The sequence below is a fragment of the Candidatus Uabimicrobium amorphum genome (genome assembly GCF_009002475.1).
Taxonomy (GTDB): domain Bacteria; phylum Planctomycetota; class Uabimicrobiia; order Uabimicrobiales; family Uabimicrobiaceae; genus Uabimicrobium; species Uabimicrobium amorphum.
In genome coordinates this window covers 4,018,673-4,038,321 of record NZ_AP019860.1, presented here as the reverse complement: position 1 = coordinate 4,038,321, position 19,649 = coordinate 4,018,673, and the positions used below count along the sequence as shown (strand labels likewise).

At 40.2% G+C, this 19,649-nt stretch carries 11 protein-coding genes; 8 read left to right on the top strand and 3 right to left on the bottom strand.

Annotated elements, in window-relative coordinates; genetic code table 11:
- Window positions 1-35 precede the first annotated feature (35 nt).
- The 5 genes from UABAM_RS14535 to UABAM_RS14515 all read left to right on the top strand — a co-directional run bounded on the left by UABAM_RS14535 (window position 36) and on the right by UABAM_RS14515 (window position 13,777).
- Window positions 36-497 carry a DIP1984 family protein gene (locus tag UABAM_RS14535; RefSeq protein ID WP_151968731.1) on the top strand — a complete coding sequence of 154 codons (462 nt, stop codon included), beginning with the start codon at window positions 36-38 and terminating at the stop codon, window positions 495-497.
- Between the two features lie 801 nt (window positions 498-1,298).
- Window positions 1,299-4,436 (top strand): BRCT domain-containing protein, encoded by a 3,138-nt coding sequence (locus UABAM_RS14530; protein WP_151968730.1) that lies wholly within the window; start codon window positions 1,299-1,301, stop codon window positions 4,434-4,436.
- Between the two features lie 2 nt (window positions 4,437-4,438).
- Window positions 4,439-10,642, top strand: coding sequence for a HEAT repeat domain-containing protein (locus UABAM_RS14525; RefSeq protein WP_151968729.1), 6,204 nt, complete (start codon window positions 4,439-4,441; stop codon window positions 10,640-10,642).
- A 12-nt stretch (window positions 10,643-10,654) separates the two neighbouring features.
- Complete coding sequence (locus UABAM_RS14520) at window positions 10,655-12,484, top strand: SWIM zinc finger family protein (protein ID WP_151968728.1); 1,830 nt, start codon at window positions 10,655-10,657, stop codon at window positions 12,482-12,484.
- A gap of 3 nt (window positions 12,485-12,487) precedes the next feature.
- On the top strand, window positions 12,488-13,777 hold the full coding sequence (locus UABAM_RS14515) for a retron St85 family RNA-directed DNA polymerase (protein WP_151968727.1): 1,290 nt from the start codon (window positions 12,488-12,490) through the stop codon (window positions 13,775-13,777).
- Between the two features lie 392 nt (window positions 13,778-14,169).
- Here UABAM_RS14515 and UABAM_RS14510 read toward each other — a convergent pair whose 3' ends face one another.
- Entirely contained in the window at window positions 14,170-14,727 is a 558-nt protein-coding gene (locus UABAM_RS14510; protein ID WP_151968726.1) for a helix-turn-helix transcriptional regulator, read from the bottom strand.
- A 187-nt stretch (window positions 14,728-14,914) separates the two neighbouring features.
- On the opposite strand from UABAM_RS14510, the gene UABAM_RS14505 reads away from it, so the two are divergent.
- Window positions 14,915-16,294 carry an alginate O-acetyltransferase AlgX-related protein gene (locus UABAM_RS14505; RefSeq protein ID WP_173013326.1) on the top strand — a complete coding sequence of 460 codons (1,380 nt, stop codon included), beginning with the start codon at window positions 14,915-14,917 and terminating at the stop codon, window positions 16,292-16,294.
- Between the two features lie 241 nt (window positions 16,295-16,535).
- Complete coding sequence (locus UABAM_RS14500) at window positions 16,536-17,219, top strand: phosphatase PAP2 family protein (RefSeq protein WP_151968724.1); 684 nt, start codon at window positions 16,536-16,538, stop codon at window positions 17,217-17,219.
- 102 nt (window positions 17,220-17,321) lie between these two features.
- Here UABAM_RS14500 and UABAM_RS33960 read toward each other — a convergent pair whose 3' ends face one another.
- Window positions 17,322-17,444, bottom strand: a complete 123-nt coding sequence (locus tag UABAM_RS33960) for a hypothetical protein (RefSeq protein WP_261343992.1) — start codon at window positions 17,442-17,444, stop codon at window positions 17,322-17,324.
- A gap of 180 nt (window positions 17,445-17,624) precedes the next feature.
- Between UABAM_RS33960 and UABAM_RS14495 the strand changes: the two genes are divergently transcribed.
- Window positions 17,625-17,855 (top strand): hypothetical protein, encoded by a 231-nt coding sequence (locus tag UABAM_RS14495; protein ID WP_151968723.1) that lies wholly within the window; start codon window positions 17,625-17,627, stop codon window positions 17,853-17,855.
- Window positions 17,856-17,934: 79 nt separating this feature from the next.
- On the opposite strand, the gene UABAM_RS14490 is transcribed toward UABAM_RS14495, so the two are convergent.
- Window positions 17,935-19,326: a hypothetical protein gene (locus UABAM_RS14490; RefSeq protein ID WP_151968722.1), complete on the bottom strand. Its 1,392-nt coding sequence runs from the start codon at window positions 19,324-19,326 to the stop codon at window positions 17,935-17,937.
- Window positions 19,327-19,649: the final 323 nt, after the last annotated feature.

Below are 19,649 nucleotides of genomic sequence, written 5' to 3'. Positions count from 1 at the left end.
ATTAAATCAAATTTGAATAAGTAGAGGTACAGAGTATGAAACTTGCAGAATCACTCATTCTAAGAGCGGATTTACAAAAGAAAATGGAACAACTTCGTCCGCGTTTAACACGCAGTGCCAAAGTCCAGGAAGGTGAAACTCCTCCGGAAAATCCACAAGATTTAATCAAAGAATTGGAAAGCCTCGGTACACAATTAGAAGAACTCATAAGACGTATCAATAAAACCAACGCTGTGACAATGTGTGAGAATGACATGTCACTAACAGCTGCCTTGGCCAAAAGAGATGTATTGGGAGTGAAAAGAAGCCTCTATAACTCTTTAGTGGATGCTGCGGCAACACAACAAAATCGTTACAGCAGTTCCGAAATAAAAATATCTTCCACAGTAAAAGTCGCCGAAATTCAAAAACAAGTAGACGATTTATCGCGACAATACCGCGAACTAGATACAAAAATTCAACAGATCAATTGGAATACGGATTTGTTGGAAGACTAATAGAATTTCTAGTCGGTAGCCAATTAAAAAAAGCGAGCATAAGCCTTGACAGAGGTTAAACTGTCACCATCATGGTTGACGTTGGGGCGACGTTTAGGGGTTCGATTCCTCACTTTTATTGTTACGCCTAGCAACGTTACTGGTTATTGTTATCGTTACTGTTATTACCATATGCTGATTTTTTAGTTGGTGAGGGTGGGTTCGGGGACTTTAAATTTTAGATTTTTCAGATTTGGTAGCCGTCTAAAAAAGGCGAACATCAACAATGTTGCTATTTAGCCAATCGAGAAGACGATATGGCATTTGGGGCGAATGCACACCTTTACAGCTCATGCCTAGCAACGTTACATGTGACTGTTACTGTCATTGTTACTACCAGGTGTTGATTTTTTAGTTGGTGAGGGTGGGCTTGGGGATTTATTATTATCATTTCTTGTTGGCGTTGTGCATCGCAAAGTTTAAACTGACATACCTAACGAAGATAGACACTACAAATATTTAAGCATGACGGGTAATTAAAAAGTCGAAAAGATATGGTTTTGCGAGTGTAGGCCACTCGGGAAGCTTGAATATATTAGTTTTGGACTTTTGGTTGTGCGAAATACATATTTCTTTTAACATTGTTTTATCGAAACTCACCACAAACAAAGAAAACATATTTCATTATCATAAAATTTAAACCGTACAAAAACCAATAAAAAACCGTATATTTGTTGACAAAATATTTTTTTTGACATATTCTTATATCGTTTACACATCTGTCCGAAAAATAATAGTATTTGATTGGAATGGAGTGAGTTAGTGGAAACAATTACACTAGAAAAATTGGAAAAGGCTTTTGAGATAAAAGATCCAGGCTTGGCAAAGATGTTTGTCAGTCTGGTGGCTACTGATCCAAAACCAAAGAAACCAGTAAAAGAAGGTTGCTTGACATATCAATCTTTTTTACGAGAGCTCAATATGAGAAAGCGCAAAGTGGATCGCGACCATTTTCGCCAAGAAAATCTAAAAATATTAGAAGCCGAATCAGAATATTTTCCGGAGCGTCTAAAAGTCGATAAACTACTGATGCAACTCTGGCAAGAGAACAGTAGTTATAGTCGTATGTGTTTGTTTGAAATTATTGCCAAGGTACCTTTAGTATGGGGGCCGTGGCGCGCATTAAAACAAATCTTTAAAGAAGCAGAGTCAAAAAACGACACGGAAATATTTGGAGCACTGTGCGCGCGTTTTGATTGCGAATTTGCTTCTTTTTCCGGGCGCAGTGAAGTAAGTAAAGCGACTCTTCGCTACCTTGTAAGACGTGGCTGGCGCTATTTGCGTCAAACGGGACAGAGTTTGTCGTCATGCTACTTAGATTATGTTGCAGACGTGTTAAAGTTTTATCCACAGAGCACGAATTGGCGTGGTACATGGATTGCCAATCACATTTTTTTCCACAATAGTGGCAAGTACACGCGACGCAAATTCCATTCTTATTTCAAGCAAAATTTTCTTGGAGACCGCGCTTTTGCTGATTTATGGCGACGTTCGCCACGACCACTTTTTAATCTTCTAGAGGAAGCAAAATCTGACTATGTTTGTAAGCTGGTGATTTCGGCATTAAAGAAGGATTTTGTGACAGATCTGCGCGAAATAGAAGCTATTTGGATTATTCGACTTCTACAAGCAAAGCGCGAAATATTAGACGAGTTTGCGGTGTGGTTGCTTACGACAATTCCTAAATTTGAACAAAGCGCTTTTCGCGAGTTACATCTACACAAGCCGGTTTTGGATTTACTCCATTCCTCTTCGCTTGCAGCGAACCAATATGCATGTAAGTATGCTAGGACTTATGCACGTGATTTGCCTATTGATGATCTATTGTTGTTGGCCGACCACGACAATAAGGACGTTAACAAATTGGTGATCGACTTACTAAAAGACCGTCATCCGCGTAATGACATTGGTCTGGAGGCGTGGGGACGCATGCTCGAATTTGAAGCATGCAATGCGTTTGCTTCTAAAATGCTTCGCGAACATTTTGGAGCGAAAGAATTGACCACCGAGTGGTTTAAGGAACGCCTACTTGATGATAGTTACTATTCGTTGCAGTTTGTGGAAAAGAATTTATTAGAAGTTCACTCTTTGAAATCGCTTGGAGTTGACTTTTTTTGCGACATGTTTTTGGAAGAAAAATTGGGCTATGACGCTGTAGATTTTTGTCTGAAAATGCTTGGGAAATTTGACAAGAAGCACATTGATATTGAGTTTATAAAAGTACAGTTGTTAAATCCAGCAAGTAGGTTTGATATTTTACAGTGGTTAATAGAAGAAAAGGTCAAACCAGAATCTTTGGGAGTGGAGTATCTGAAAGCGTTGTCTTATCACGTGGAGTGGGAAAAATCTCCATGGGTGCAAAACCTCAAGGATAGTGAGCTGCAATGGCGTAAAGAGTTAGAGTTTGATGAAGGCCTTGTTTATAGTGCACAAGAATGGCTGAGTGATGTGCGCAAATTTTCCGCAAGCGATATTGGTTTTGAGTGGTTGTTTGAACTCGTGCAGCGAAAAGAGCAAAACTATCATGACTTTGCAAGTGAGTACTTAAGCAAAGCATTTGTTCCTGCTGACTTTGCGGCGAAAAAAGTCGAGAAAAAAGCTCCGAAAAAGACGAGTAAAAAGACTCAGACGAATCTCAAAGAACAAACATTCTTGTTTACAGGTAAACTCAAAACAATGACGCGTGGCGAGGCCACGAAAAAAGTTACCGGAGCAAATGGTAAAAACGCCTCAGGCGTGAGTGCCAAGTTAGACTATTTAGTAATAGGCGATGAGGGGTCATCTCTCTATGGCGAAGGACGCAAAGGAAGCAAGCAGGTAAAGGCCGAAAAACTTATTGAGGGCGGAGCCGAGACCAAAATTATTTCAGAAACCGCTTTTTTGCAGATGTTAGCGGGTAAAACAAGTGAACATTCTTCTGCGGACTCCTCTGCTGGCTGCGAGGTAATTTGGCAATATTTATTCTCCGGTAAAGATGAGGATTCTCCACTGGCGCGTTTCGCAAAATCATATATCGAAAGACATCATCCACATATTTCGCTAAAGTTAACAGACCGTCCCGTCGATCCTGGTGCGGAGATACCTGAGAGTTTCTTGACGTTTGAACGTTTGCAACAACTTGTGACCCATGAACGACAAAGTTTACGTTCGCTTGGTTTAGATCTCTTATATTGGGAATTAGCGCGATTACAGCCCGATATATACGAAATCGTAAAAATATGTGAGCAATCTGATGCAGATGTTACCGCGTTTTTCACCCGCGCTCTCACGGCAGAAGATACAAAAGAGCATCGAACATATCGTTTAGACCCGACAATACTCAAGGCCGATGCCGTTTATCAACTTTGTGAATCTCCACAAGAACAAGCGCGTGCTCTTGGTATGCGGCTTATTCATCTTAATCCACATCTGGCAATACCTGAAGAGCTTTTTCGTCTCACGGAAAGTACAGATCGCCGTGTATTGTCGTTTGTTGTCGAAATTATGTGGAAATTGTATTACGAAAAAGGAACTACGGTTACTTATGCACCAAGTACAGACAAGGAAGTTTCTATAAAACAAAGAACACTACGCGACAAATCGCAAAATTTGCCTGCGGCGGAGGATATGCTCAATGATTTCCTTAGACGTATGTTATTTCGCATCTCACCAGCTAAATTTGCCAAAGACGCCCCTGCGGATGACAATGTTAGTTATACCTCTTTTCGTAAAGTGAAGTTACGCATCATTGAAGTGATGAGAGACATTGCGTTAAAAAATAAAGAATTTGCACGACTTATTGTGCCGCTTTTTGAAGAGTTTGCTGCTTCTCATGGGCAAAGTGAAAAGTCCGCGTGCCTCGTTGCTCTTGCACGCATCGGTCATGTTTTTGATGAATTCCAAGTTTTAGTTAAAGGATAACAATGTCAAATAAAGTACAACGATACTATAAATACCGTGGGCTGGTAACATCTCTTTGCTATTACAATGAAAAACTGTTCTTTGTCACAAAGCATGATGAGGGACAATCGACAGCAGTGTATGTTATTGATCCCGACAGTGGTTCCTTCGATGCATATGACCTGCCATGTAGTGCCACCGATGCGATGATTCATGGTGACGATATGTTTGTTACTGGTACGGATGGTTATCTCCATCGATGGAGTACAAAAACACTTAAATCGAAGTCTTTGGAAACTCATTTTCCCACGGCTAGTAAAATAGTATATCTAAACAAAAAAGAATTTGCGGTACTGTGTGAGAAAACTATTTTTATTGTCAGTACCAAAAAAGCCGCCATTCTTTCGCAAATAAATTTAGAACAAAAAAGTAGCCATCTTGTGGCAAGCCCTGACGGCAAGTGGTTGGTTGTGGGAAACTCTGTCGGAGAGTTGACTGTTTTTACACGAGAAGATAGCACGGATTTTGAGTTTAGTAGTATAAAGAAAATACACAATGGGGCCATTAGCGCGCTGGTATTTGATCCCGACGAATTGCGTGTCATTTCTTCAGGAAATGACTACAAATTATTTATGACACATGTACGCGGTGAATTGGAGCCCGAAGACAAAAGTGAGTCGTCGGCAAAGGCCGCGTTAAACAATATTGTGGTGCGCGACGGTAAATGTTACGGCTCAGATACCCAGGGAAATATAAAAGTTTGGGAAAAAGGAAAAAAACGTTTTTCCACCATTCGCTGTGCTAAGTCGACTGCATTGGCCTTTTGCAACTGGAAAGACAAACCGCATTTTGTTGTGGCGAAAAAGAATGGCGATCTCGCTTTTCTACCGTTAGAAGAGAAAAAACATTTGGGTAACACAACTCTTGCCATTTCCGATGCCTACAATTGGGCGCAAAACGAAATAGAAAAAGAGCCGCGTCAGTGCGAGAGTGTACTAAAAGAACTCGCCGCTTTTAATGACAAAAAAGCAATTGATATACTACACAATGTCGTATCCGCGGGTGGAGATGTGCGTATTTGTGTACGTGCTACAGAGCTATTGGCCTCCACGAAGCATCTACGAGCATTTCGTTTGTTGGAAGAGTTGCTCGAATCTGATAGCGAAAAGGTACGCATTGCGGCATTTTCTGGTTTGGAGCAACATTACCCACAAAACATACTTTCCACGGTAAATATCACATTAGATACAGGATTTGATGATATTGGTGTATTGGCGATTGATGCTCTGAAAACCATTGCCGAAAAAGATGAAGAAGCCATGGAGGTTTTGGTCGAAGCCTTGGATTACCACTCCGATGCTGTGCGCCATCGTGCTCTTGACAGCCTTGGAGATATTTATGGCGAAGATTCTGCTGAAGCAGAAATCACTGCCTTTGAAAGTAGTAAAGAAGATATACGTCGTTTGGCTTTAATTCGCTTACTACAAAAAAAGTTACTTTCGCAACTCAATGTTCAGTCGATTTTACGTTCTTCTCTAGAAGATAAATCGGATACGGTACGTTTTACGGGTTTTGTGATCTGTTTGCTACAAGATCCGGTACTTGTTGAGGTTTTACGCAGTAAAAGCAGCGACTTGCACCGCCAAATTTACGAAATTGAAAATTGGGGGGCAGACTCTAAGAAAAAGAAGGTGCCTACCGCAAAAAAAACCACCAAAAAGCTCAAGGAAGACAATCTACGCGTATTGTTTCAGGCAATGGCGTGTAACCACATTGAGACGTCTTTAAAAGGAGCGTACTATCTTGCACTCTTAGGCGACACGCGTGCTTTGGGCACATTGTTACAATTGAGTCGTGCCTCTTCTTCTGACATTAGAGCTCAAGTTTGTGTGGCTTTCCGTGAGTTGCAAGATCCGCACGCAACCCAGCGTTTGAACATGATGTTGCAAGATAGCGATTTGCAAGTGCGCGATGTGGCTTTTTCCGCTTTGGAAAAAATTTATCATAAAGATCCGTTGGTTGTAGTGGAATCCGGTTTTGCCGCTGCTGATCCACAAATTGTACACGATCGCTCTTTGCATCTTTTAGTTGCGCATCTCAAGAAGACAAAAAATAAAAATGAAAAACAAAAATGTTTGTTGCTATTACAACAAGCTTTGAACAATGAGACCATCAGCAATGAAACCTTTAAGGTTATTCTAGCTCTAGATTTTTTAACGCTAGAAGAACGTTTACAGCTTATCTTGAAAAGTATTCATACTACCATTCGTGAAAAAGTACTTATTGAGTTAAAAGCACAGCTCAAGCACGATTGGGCATGGAATTTACTTCTCGATATGCAACAAGATCCTGATGCGGATATTCGCCGCCAAGCTTTTGAAATGGCCAAAAAGGAAAAGCGCGATGTTCTGAATGTTTTAGAAAAAGGAATTGGTTGTCCGTACGCGGACATTCGCGAGTTAGCCACCAAAACATTAACGCGTAAAATGATCAAAGAAGCCTGCCGTTTACTGTTGACAGTTTTGGCGGATGAAAAGGAAAATATTCGCAAGCTGGCGATTGATGCTTTTGTCGCAAATGGCGCAGAAGAACAGTTGTTAATAGCCCTTGAAAACAAACATACCAACGTGCGTAATTGTGCAGCACAAGCTCTTGCATGGCTGGGAAACGATAAAGCTCTTTCGCAACTACAGCAGCTTCTGCAGCAACCAAAGCCGAAAAAAGATGTGAACGATGAGTGGCAACGACAGATTATTACGGCTATTGACGGAGTGGCGAGTTTATTTTCTTCGTCCTCACTAGATTTAGTGGCACCCTTTTTGGAAAGTGAAGACAAGGTCATTCGTCAAAAGTGTGCGCAGGCATTGTTTTGGCTTACTTCGCAAAAATCACATGCTATTTTGCAAGAAAATTTAAATCATGCCGATGACAAAATACGGCGCGAAATTGCTTTTGCCCTAGCTTATTACCAGGACCATAGTGGTCTTGCCATCGTACAACAGTTTTCCACAGATGAAGATTACTTAGTCGCCTCCTTCGCGCTAAGACACAAAAGCGAAGAAATGCTTCTTTCACCAATGATCAATAAATCCAGCCATACGTTGCAAAATCTTGCATTGAGAACATTGATGTTGTATATGACAAAGCACCGCAATCCTAATTTGTGTATCTCTCTGTTTTCTTCTGTATATCCCCATATACGCTTAACGGCGATATCCGCGTTGGAAAATCTCGCAGATGACAAACAGTTCAATCAATTTGTCTTGGACTTTATTAACAAGCGTCAGGATGGCAAAACTTGGGCGGTGAAAGAACAACAGTTGCAGACAATCGCCAAAGTTCTCGTGAGCAATGATCCGCATTTAACTGTATGGGTAATGAAACATCTACTTGCGCGTCTTGATGATGAGAAGAGAACGCAGTTTGAGCAGAATTGGTCCTTATTTGAAAAACGCTTTGCCGATCGAGTGAAGAAACTAAAAGATTTGGATACTTGTGACTACGAACTCGATGCGCAACAAGCGCAACATATTATTTTTGGGGCATATGTAGGGCTTTCGCGTATACATCGCAACCAAACAAGGTTCGCGCATTATCGCCAGGTGGCATTGTCTAAGTTGTGCCAAATAGCGGAGAAGGATGACTCCCTGCGTCAGTCTGTTCAATCGGTGATGTTTTTAACACTCAACGATTGTAGCGATTTAGTGCGCAAAGAAGCCTTCGAAGGTTTACAACGTCTCGAAGTATCTACCGAAGATTTGACAACCGAAGTATTTGTTACTGGACACATCGATATATGCAAGTTGGCACTAGAACTACTGATAAGCAAACAGAAAAAGGGTGATGTTTGTAAAGTGCTTGGTGATATTCAAAAGAGTTTTAGTAATGGTTTAGAGATCGAAGTTTCCAATATTCTAGTGGATAAGCAGGGTGGAGTGAAGACGTGGAAGGCAGCACTAACGGCAAAATCTTCTTCTCTGCGCAATATGGCTGTCAACAAATTAGTGGAACTTTACGATGAAGATAAGAAATCTCACAAGGTTTTGCATGAAGCATTAACGTCACCTTTTAAAGAAATACGACACGCGACCGCCTTTGCTCTGGCGAGGAAAAAAGATTCAGAGGCTTTTGCCACTCTGAAGGAGTTACTGGCGAGTAGTGATCGCTATATACAACAACGGGCGATCAAAGCTTTGAGAGAACTGGAGCATCCACAAACAACAGCGGCATTTATTGAGCGCATGGAAAACGACCCCGCAGAAACAGCGTTGGTGAAAGAAATATTGATGGTGATCGGTTCCCTGCGTAATCCGGAAGACATAGACGTTCTACACAAGTTTGTCGAAGACAAAAAAACATTTGTTGCGGGAAGTGGTGCGTGGCTCTCGATTAGTGGCTTTGATCAAAAAATACGCGAAATTGAACACGATGGTGATTGGCTGGAGAAGCAACATCCACGCCATTTGTCCATATTTCAAAAGCTGTTGGAGAAGTGGTATCACCTTGGTCGATATGATAGTATTCGTTATCATCAAAGGTCGTTGTACTGGATTAAAGACAAAACCATTGACGGTGTTCTTGAAGATTGGTGTACTGTTACCGATGTACGCGTGCGTTATATGGTGATCGAATGTTTGGGGTGGCGCTTACGTAAACGCGATTCCGAAACATCTGTTTTGCAAAAGTGTTTACAAAGTCAAGACATTGTGGATCGTTTTCTCGCCGCAGAAGGACTGGCACTAAACGGCGATGATTCAGGACTCAATGTACTAAAGGTTTGTCTTGAAACGCTGCCAGATTTGAATTACCGACGCCGTGCAGTCACGGCCATTGGGGTGTTAGCAAATGACAATGCCTTTGATACGCTATACGATATTGCCTCGAATGAAGAACACGCTCTGTACGAGGAAGCAATTGAAGCTTTGGGACATTTGCGCAAATCGAAAAAAGCCAAAGTCATTTTTGAAAAGTTGCAAGGTATTGTTCAGAAAAGTACAAATATTTCTTTGGTAAACAAGGCTCTTCACGGTCTGCGATGGTTTGACGATCATGACAGTTGGAATTTGATTCGCAGTCGTTACAACCATGAAGATTGGGAAATACGCCTTAAAGTAGCCGAGCTATTGCAATTCCGCGATGACGAAGCCAATGTCGATGTATTGCAAAAAATCATTTGTAATGATGATGATTATGATGTATTGCAACAAGCACGTGATTCGTTACGTAAGATTAGTGATGTCGATAGTTTAGTTCTTGAGGAAACCCTATTGCAATGCAGCATGAATATGCTGGAAGATTCGCAATTGGATAAATTTGTCGCGCAATCTTCTCTTGCAGATATTTTTACCGTGGTGCCCAAGATCAAAGAGGCGAAAATTGCGAGCGCATTAGTTACTCGAGTTTTAGAAAAAGAGGATCTTGTCGCCAAAGAGGCGTTGGGCGCACTGAAAGGTCATGATTATAAAACCACCACTTTAGCAGCGCAAATTGTCGCCCGAACAAAACTGACCAAAGCACAATACAAAGTTGTTGCAGAGGCATTGACGAAGCTTTGGGATAAACTTGCCATAGATCTGGAAAATAAACGCAAAAATAATAGCAAGATTTTGCACATGCAAGACAAATTACAAGCTTGTGGTTATCTTGTGTGGGCTTGTGGGCGTATAAAAGCCGCTAAGGAAGTCATTTGTGCTATTTTACAAACCAAAGATGAGCTTTTGTTTCATATCCACTGTATTTGTCTATGTGCTTTAGAAAATTTTTCTAGCGATGAGCTTGTTGCGACGACGCTAAAAAATACTGCGCAGGAAAACATGAGTTTTGTACGCAACTTTGCTTCATTTACGCTTGCAAGTCAGCAAAAAGTAGATATGGCAGTGGCAACAGAGCTTATCGATCATCGCAATGCAGCGCAACACATATTACAAAGCAGCGGCAAAAAAGCACTGCAATTGACAGATTTTGTTTGCCAATCGCACTACCAGGGAATCTTGTTGCCTTTGTTTGTTGAGCACAAAGAGGTTAGTATACTTCTCGATGTGGCAAAAAATGTAGAAAACTCCGACCAAGCACGCTTAGGAGCCATCGAAGGGTTAGCTATTATCGCTGATGACAAAGCACAAAAAGCATTGGAGAAAATAGCAAAAGTGAAAAAGCAAGACAAAGACATTTGTAAAGCTGCGTGGCGCGCTCTAAGAAGAGCAAAACGTCGCCAAAAGGCATCGTAAAGGGTTAATTTCATGCAAGAAGAAAAAAACAATTCTAGTAAATCTGATCGTTTACAGGTGAACATGAGTTACTACCAAACTAGTGATGTCGTCCGCGATCAGCAGTCTCAAGATTTGCAATTGGCTTGTAACATAAAGAGAACTCCTTTGAGCTTTGAGGGAAAAATCAAAGAAACTCTGTTGGTGCGCGAAGCTCTGAGTGCGTTGTACCAAGTTGTGAGTAGTGATTTTCGCTATGTCCCCAAGGATCGCTCTAGCTATTTAGCTTACCAGCGCATGCGTAGCCAAAATAGCAATGCCACAATGTGGCAAGCGCAACAAGCATATTTTGATTGGTTATTGCGTAATGATCCTTTGGCTTTTTTGATATTAGATCCCATTATTTCCGTACATCCTGATGGATTGCTATTTGAAGTTTTTAGTAAAGATGAAGGTAGTTATGGAAATTTACTGTTGGATTGGTCGTTGTTCGAAAGTAAAGGTAAGCCTAAATACGGAACAACCAATATCGATTTTTCCGAAAATCTATATGAGGCCATTCAAAAGATGCGTAGTTATAATGAGGCCAAAATTTCGTTAGGCGCGCAGGAAGTAAAAGTAGAAGCGAAGAAAGATCAAACGGTTATTGAAAAGAAAATACAAGTTCCTTTGTCGTGGATTCGTGGATTCTTACAGGTGCAATCTGCAGCAACACTTGTCAAAGAAAAAGTGACCATGGATGCGATTGATCTGTATAATGTTTTACGTCAATTACGTTTTAATAAAGATCAGAAGAAAGGTGGACGTGCCATTCGTATTGAATTGGTCCCTGGAGAAAATATTCGTTTGGTCATGGAACCTTGGCAAAAGGTGATCCATTTACGACAAACTTACGAAGGTAAGGTGGCGCAAGTTGTCAAACTTTGGGGACGAAGACGTTTAAAGATGTTGCAACGCATTCTGCCGTTGGCCTCTTCTATTCATCTACATTTAATAGGCAGTGGTTTACCGTGTTTTATGGAATTGCAATCAGAATCCATGCGTTTTACCCTAGGACTTAGTGGTTTTACGGCAAGTGATTGGACAAAGTCCGTGCATTTCGATGCTCTACTACCGCGTCAAAACCAGGATGTAAAGTCGTTAAAAAAAGTCACTGACTTTTTACAAAAAAATATTGTGGCAAGTGCCGCTGACATTGCCAAAAAAACCAAATTGTCGCAGAAAGATACTTTGAAAGCGCTGCAAGTTTTATGTCAACAAGGCAAGGCAATGTATGACTTATACAAATATCGTTTGCGACCTCTGACAGAAGAAGATCTAGAACTAAGTCAGTTAGAGTATCGCAATGACAACGAAAAAGTTGCGCATGACTTTGTCAAACAACAACTCGTTACCATTGAAAAAGAAAATCATATTTTTGGCAAAGGTGTGGAAGTTGTTGGTATGGTCAAAGTGGCACATGAAAAGCGCGAGTATCGTCCGGTGTTGTTTTTAGATGTGAGCGGTCGTGCCGTAAAAGCGGAATGTACTTGTTCTTTTTACCGTAAGAACAAATTGAAGAAAGGACCTTGTAGCCACCTTGTCGCTACTTATATGCAGTACCTAATCGAAGAAGATAATCGCCAGAAAAACCAAGATAAAATAACCGTAGAGACGCGCGTATTTTCAAAGCGCATTAACGATCAACAACAAGTTTTTCAACTTTCGCTGGATCGTAAGCATGTACGTAAGCGTTGGGGATTGGATGGCGGTAAGTTACGTTTGCAAAACCAGGTTTTCAATTCTGTAGAAGAGGCAAGAGAAGTCTACAGACAACAAATCAAAATACTAGAATCGAAAAACTATTTGGATACGACGAGGTAAAAAATGACGGATCTTCTTAAACTATGGCAGGAAATCGAAGCGGCAGGAAATATCGATAACTACATAGAACAACAACTCGTAAAAAATGGCTACTTGGTTGAGCGTCGTGACACAGATGATATGAGCAAAAAAGAATTAGACCGCTACAAAAAGCAACTCAAGCAAGAAGCAAAAGCCAAAAAAGAACTAAAGAAAAAAACATGGTTGGCTTACAAGGCCAGCCATATCGTCCATGTGGGCGAAGGAATTTTCTGGAATGATGGTGCCAATTTCGATCAGTGGGACCATTTGCGCGCCGAGGAGCAAACAAGTGCCAATGAACTACCACCTTTAGATAGTCCTAAAGAGCTTGCGAAAACGATGGGCATTACCATTGAGGAATTGCGTTGGTTTACCTATCATCGCGATGATGCAAAAAAAATACATTATCGGAGGTTTACCATTCCCAAGCGTAGTGGTGGAGAACGTAATATTTGGGCTCCTTTGCCAAAGCTAAAAGAGCTGCAACGTTGGATTTTAAGAGAAATTGCCGAAAAGTTGCCGATTCATGGTGCGAGTCATGGATTTGTCGCAGGTCGCTCTATTTTATCGAATGCCGCTGTACACAATAATTCGCATATTGTGGTGCGCATGGACTTAAAGGACTTTTTTCCCACATTGACTTTTCCTAGGGTAAAAGGAATTTTTCGCCATGCAGGTTACCGCGAACAAATCGCCACACTGTTGGCTCTTATTTGTACCGAAGCGCCACGTGAGGTGATTCAGCATGAGGGAGAACTGCATTATCTGTCTCTTGGACCGCGTTGTTTACCTCAAGGAGCTCCCACAAGCCCGGCACTGAGTAATGTTGCGAGCCTGAAACTGGATCGCCGTTTAAGTGGGTTGGCAAAAAAATTGGGTTGGCGTTACACTCGCTACGCGGATGACTTAACCTTTAGCTTACCAGAGAAATATAAAAAAGGGAACTCTCAGTTAGGCGCATTGCTGAAATCAGTGCCCAATATCGTGAGTGATGAAGGGTTTGAGATTAACAGAAAAAAAACCTGGGTAGCGCGTAAAGGTGGACGACAATGTGTGACTGGTCTAGTGGTGAACGGAAAAGAAATGCCACGCGTACCACGTAAAAAACAACGTGAAATACGATCTGCCATTCACAATTTACAACAAGGCAAAGGTTTAAGAGAAGGCGAAACTATAGAGCAGATCTTAGGATATGTTGCTTTTATCTATATGAGCCAGCCCGACAAAGGAAAAAAATTGCTCGAAAAAATCGGCAATATAAAGTTGCAGTAATAAAAATAAAGTTTTTGTAAAAAAAAATGAAAAAGACATTGACTTACGAAAAATATGCGGTATAATTAGGGCAGTAAATAAAGCAATAATAAAACTTAAAAGTTTAGCTCGGTAGTTTACCAAGAGCGGCGTAGCGCCGTTCGAGAAAATTCTTCACATTGCAGCACAAGGAAGACTGTTTCAGAACGTCGTGATACTAGATATAGTGTCTAGTAAGCGGCTGTCTGATTCAACCGCGCCAATCGTAGTTCCGCGCGCTTACTAGACACTATATCTAGTCGAGTTCAGAGAGTCTTCCATGTCCCTAGATATGAAAGTAGACTTATAAGTTTTTGCAAAGGAAAAGGGCCATCTAAATTTATAGATGGCCCTTTTTCGTTGGTAGGTTGAATTTACTTTAAAAAATCTAGTGCGTTTTTTTCGAGTTCGTAAAGTTTCTTAGCTGTAGTTCCTTGTGGATTATTCAACATGCGTCCCACCCCCTGGCCTCTACCTTTGGGATCTAAGCTTTTTTTCATGATGCCTTGTTTTAAAGCTTGCTTCACTAAATTGACAATCTCATCGCGTTTTTTATCCGATATTTTCTTGGGACGTTTTTTGGTAGTGGTGTTGTGTTTTCGAGAGGTCTTTCTTTTGACAGTGGTTTTTGATGTGTCAAGTAGTGGGATGGCGCTTTCTAATGTCGATTTGTTTTGTTTTTGTGCAACGCATCCTAGGTGACGCAAACGCTCATTGATCAACTCTTCTAAACATAGCAAACGTTGTTGGTAAATTCGTAGCGTATGCGGAAGATTCTCCTCTTCTATCGACTCCAATTTGTGGTTGAAAACTACCTTTACCTTGCCTTTAAAATTTTCAGAATCGATTTTTCCCATCTCAATCCATCGGTAAACAGTAGCGCGAGAAACTTTTTTCATTTTCGCGACTTTTGTAATCGTGATGTACTCCATAGCCTGCTCCATAATAACCTATTCATCTACAGCCAAATTTATCATAACATACCTTGTAAAACAAGCCCCGCCTTTGCACTTTTTTATATTCACTTAATTGGGCATAGGTTGAATTAATAACTCACTTTCCAAAGTTCTCATGATAGGCTAATATATGAATGCTAAATTTTATGATAGGAGTTACATCATGATTGATTGTAAAAAAATAGGACGCAATTTGGCTTTTGTGTTGTACTTGGTTTGTCTTATCTATATTGCGATTCCTGTCGATGTTGTTAGTCTGGCGCAAAAAGGACGCCCCCTTTTACTCGGATTTTTTTCTTTTGAGCGACTAGGAGTGTGTATTTTTTTATTGGTATTGGCGATGGTATACACATACGTTGTCTTTGGCAAACAACCCGCCGGTAAAAAGTTGTTGCAAGTCACTGTAGGAGTATCGAGTTTACTGGTGTCTCTCTTTTTTCTGCACGTATTCTTGGCGTTGTCAAAAAAGCCACACTATATCATCGATGACGGTTTCGTACGCCATTTACCGAATAAAAAATTTTATGATAGATTTATTGACGTTCCCGACGCCAAGGGGATTTTTTCTCTCAAATACGCACAAACAGAATACCATTCTATATCGGTTTCTTTCACCACGGATCAATATGGTTTTCGCAATATTCAGGAACAGTCATCTTATGACATGATTGCTGTGGGAGATTCATTTACCGAAAACGCGTATGTTTCGGATAAAGAGGTGTGGACACATGTTTTGCAAGAGAAAACGCACTTACGTATTTTCAATATGTCAAGGGGTGGTGCTCACCCTGCAAATTATTACTACATGGCAAAAAAATACATTCCTATTATACGCCCAAAGTATCTTCTTTGTACGATATTTGAGGGGAATGATTTCCGCAAACGCTCGCTACGTCGGAAAAAAAAAGGATCTTCTACATTTACGTTGTCGTTAAAAAAATCGCCTTTAAAATCTTTCGCCAAAGAAATGGCGACGCACTATCTGGCAATTACCGACGAAAATTTAAAAAATCAATATCCCTCCATCTCATGGTTACCTCTTGAGGTATCTTATCAACAAAAAAAACACTACTATTGTTTTCGTAAAAAAGACATTAGTCGTTTGTGTTTAAAAAAAGCCGATTTTGCGCAGTCACCTGGGTGGCTTTTCGTACATCAATATTTGCAGAAATTACATGCGCTGTGCAAAGAACATCATGTCGAACTGATCGTTATGCTTGCTCCCTCAAAACCGCGTATTGTGGTGCCGCTTGTTATAAAATCAATGAATATGGAAAATTTGTATAACTTCATATTTGACGAAAAAGACATTTCTTTTTCCTATTTTAAAGAGCACTTGTTAGAATTGTTAAATACACCCGAGAATCAATTACGCGCATTTTGTGAAAAAAGCTCTATACCTTTTATTAATCTCTCTAAAGAATTACAACGAGAAACTGCGCGTGGGAAGAAGTTATACTTCACCTATGATACACACTGGACTCCAGAGGGAAATCGTGTTGTCGCTGGCATTGTTGCACAATATATGCAAGAGAAAGATTGATCTACATTCATTTTGTAGATATCCAAAAAATTTAGGTGAAAAAATGCTATACATGTGGAAAATGACAGCAGAATAAAACCCACTAAAAGAAGCTGTAAGCAAGTAAAAAACAGGATCAAAACAAACGTGCTATGCCTCTCATTCGAGATAAGAGAATAAAGGTTTTCAGCTTCGTTTGAAACCTATAATTCGATGGGACACCAATATCGTAGCACTAAACCTAGCCTAATGAGGGGAAAAAATGAGAATTTGGATGATTAGAGTTAGCTCGGTTCTATTACTTGTATATTGTTTTTTTTCTGGACCGATAGACATGGCCGTTGCGCAATTTTTTTACACAGAGAATGGATTTGCTCGGTACGAATTTGCACTTTTTTGCCGCAACAATTTTCACTATCCTGCACAAGTGCTAATGTTTTCTAGTATTGCCCTATTTGTTTTGAGTTACATATTCAAACAAATAAGTAAATATCGACGTGCAATGATTCTCGTTGTTGCTTGTGTCCTTTTGGCTCCGTATTTATCTAAATATTTGGTGAAAGAAATTTGGGATCGACCCAGGCCTGCAACAGTCAAAGAGTTTGGCGGAGAATATGATTTTCGTCCTTTTTATGTTGTGCCTATTTTTCAAGAAAAGATAGACGGCAGTAGTTTTCCTTCTGGCCATTGTGTTAGGGGTTTTTGCTTCGTGGTGCTGTGCGTGATTGGCTACAGTTATAAAAATTACCTTTTATTATACAGTGGTTTATTTTTGACTATTCTGATGGGAGGGGTGCAAGTATTTGCTGCGGTTTCTTTGGGGAGGCACTTTTTGTCAGATACTTTTGGAGCTTTCGTGCTTACGCTCCTTGTTACTGTTCTAAGTCACTATTTTTTTATTTACGTGGAAAGTAAACTAGTGCGTTTCTGTAGGAAAGAAACATGACAACGGTAATTCCCATTCTCAAAGAAAAGAATGTGTAGTGTTTACAAAGAATGAATCGAGAGAAAATGTATATGCCTCTCTGCCAGAGAGGCATGAAATCAGCTAAAATCCCCAGATGTTGTCAATGATTTGCTCTTCCATTTCTTTACTACTTTTGTCAAGATACTCTTTGGCCTTTTCGGCGAATACATCTTTTTCATCAGGGGTGTCATTTTTTTTATTCATATGTTTCTCCTAAAACCATTTTCTAAATTCTAACCGACAAAACAAGTTTTCGCAAATTATGTGAAGAAAATTATATTTTTGCGTTCAGATAATGTGATACACGACCTACTATTCCTTGTTCGTATAATTACGCAAAATGTTTTTAGGTGTTGGAGAGAAATTTACGTAAGGAGTGTGAGAGTGCAGGAGCTAAAACAAGAAGAACACGAAGGTTTTAACTTTGACTTCTGGACAAGAGTGAGCATGCCAGTGGTTGCTGCAACAGGTTATTTCCTTGGGTCATACATTGGGAACCAAATGTACCCAAAAGATGTTGTGAAAGAGGTGAGCGTTGCGTTCATTGTGTGTTGTGTGCTTTTGGTGATGAATTTTATGGGGTGGAAAATTGCCGAAAAGTGCGCGAAAGGTTGAAAATTTAAAATGGATTCCAGAGCTTCATGAGCATAAGAATGAAGCTCTTGGAATGAGAGTCGAATCTTGTCTAGATATTTTATCTAAGCGGTTGTACAAAGGGAAAATGAAACCACTTACTGGTCGCAATGATTTTTGACTGGTGAGTAATGGCAACATAAAATTTCAGGTTGTATCTTCCCGGAGAAAGATGGAGTTGAGCGTAGGGAAAAAACAGCCTAAAGTCTCCCCAGGTACTCACATCGTACAATGCGTAGTCCATTCCTGCCGCGGCAACATTTCCCGTCGCGTCATTAAAGCGTCCATCAAAATCTCTAAGAGGTCGTCCGTCCGCAGAAAAAAAGTAGGCCACAACACCTATCTGCTGTTTTTTTAAGTAACGCGCCTCAAATTTCGTGTGAATGGTCATTCCATATTGAAAATTATGATATACATTGACATCCGCCCATACATTATGAATAGCAGCAGAGGCTCCTGTTTGGGTATAACGAAAATTTACCCAGTAGCTATTTGTTAGGTTGCTATTTCCATGGAAAATCGAAATGTAAAATTTTAGATTGTGTACACCGGGAGAAAGGTGTAGTTGGCTGTAGGGCAAAAATAACGTAAAGTCGTTCCATAAGTTGTTGTCGCTTGTGCTTGTCTCTTTTTTACTAGCAGCGACATGTCCTGAACGAGCTTTATACAAACCATCGTAGTCTTTTAAAAATCTACCGTCTAAAAGAGCAAAGTATGCGGCAACTTGTATGGACTTTCCTTTTAAATTTTGCGTTTCGATTTTTGTATGTATTTTTATACCATTTTGTGATCCTTCGTAGACATTCTCCTCCGTCCACACCTTGTGAATTTTTGCTTGGGGATTTTTTGGGCGCAGCTTTTTCTTTTGTATTTTTAGCGCCAAAGGTTTCCAAAACTTTTCGGGTATGCTTCCCTTGGCAATTTGTCCCGAAAAAGTACCTAAATTTTCTCCATTTTTTATGTGGAGTAAGGTGGAATATATTTTTATTTGTTCACCATCTACCCAATATCGGACCTGCAAAATCCCGTCCACCACTTTCAGATTCCCGATGGGAGAGACGTTTGCTTCGAAGGCATCTGAGTCAGAATGTAATTGTTCGTCTAAAATTCTTTTTTGATACTCCCCTCGCGGAAATTCTTTAAAAAATTTGCGTTGACTAATCTCTTGAGATAATTCAAACTGCAAAAATTTAGACAATTGCGATGGTTTGTTGGTATCTTGATTTAAGATTTCATCCACCGTAACACAGTACACTTCTTTAGGAAGTCTATTTTGGTAAAAACCAATGAGTGGCGTCATTATTTTGTTTGTTGGAGATGACGGGGGCCGATTTGTATATTCCGCTTGGTGCGATTCGTTTGTACTTGTATACGTGCGGTTATTTTTTGTGACATTGTTCTGGCAAGACAAGATAATGACACAAAAAATAAATAAAAAGAATTCCAAACGCATATCTAATCTCCTTTACCATTGTTAGCTTTGACTTAACCTGGTTAAGAAATATTCCGATCACTGCTAAACTCAATCTTGCTCCCTTGTAAGTATTTTCTGAATAAACAGCAGGATAATCTGTTGTGGGAATAAGTGGGAATATTTCTATCATAGGAAATGCAAAATATATGCCGAAGTATCAGAAAACGATCCCGATCCCGATTCTGTTTCCGATTTCGATCCTGTTCTTTCCGGGCACAAGTTGTAAAATTTATATCGCAACTTATCGCGATATGTTGTAAAACAAACAAAATAATTTTATATTGTTGTGTCTAAGTGTAAGG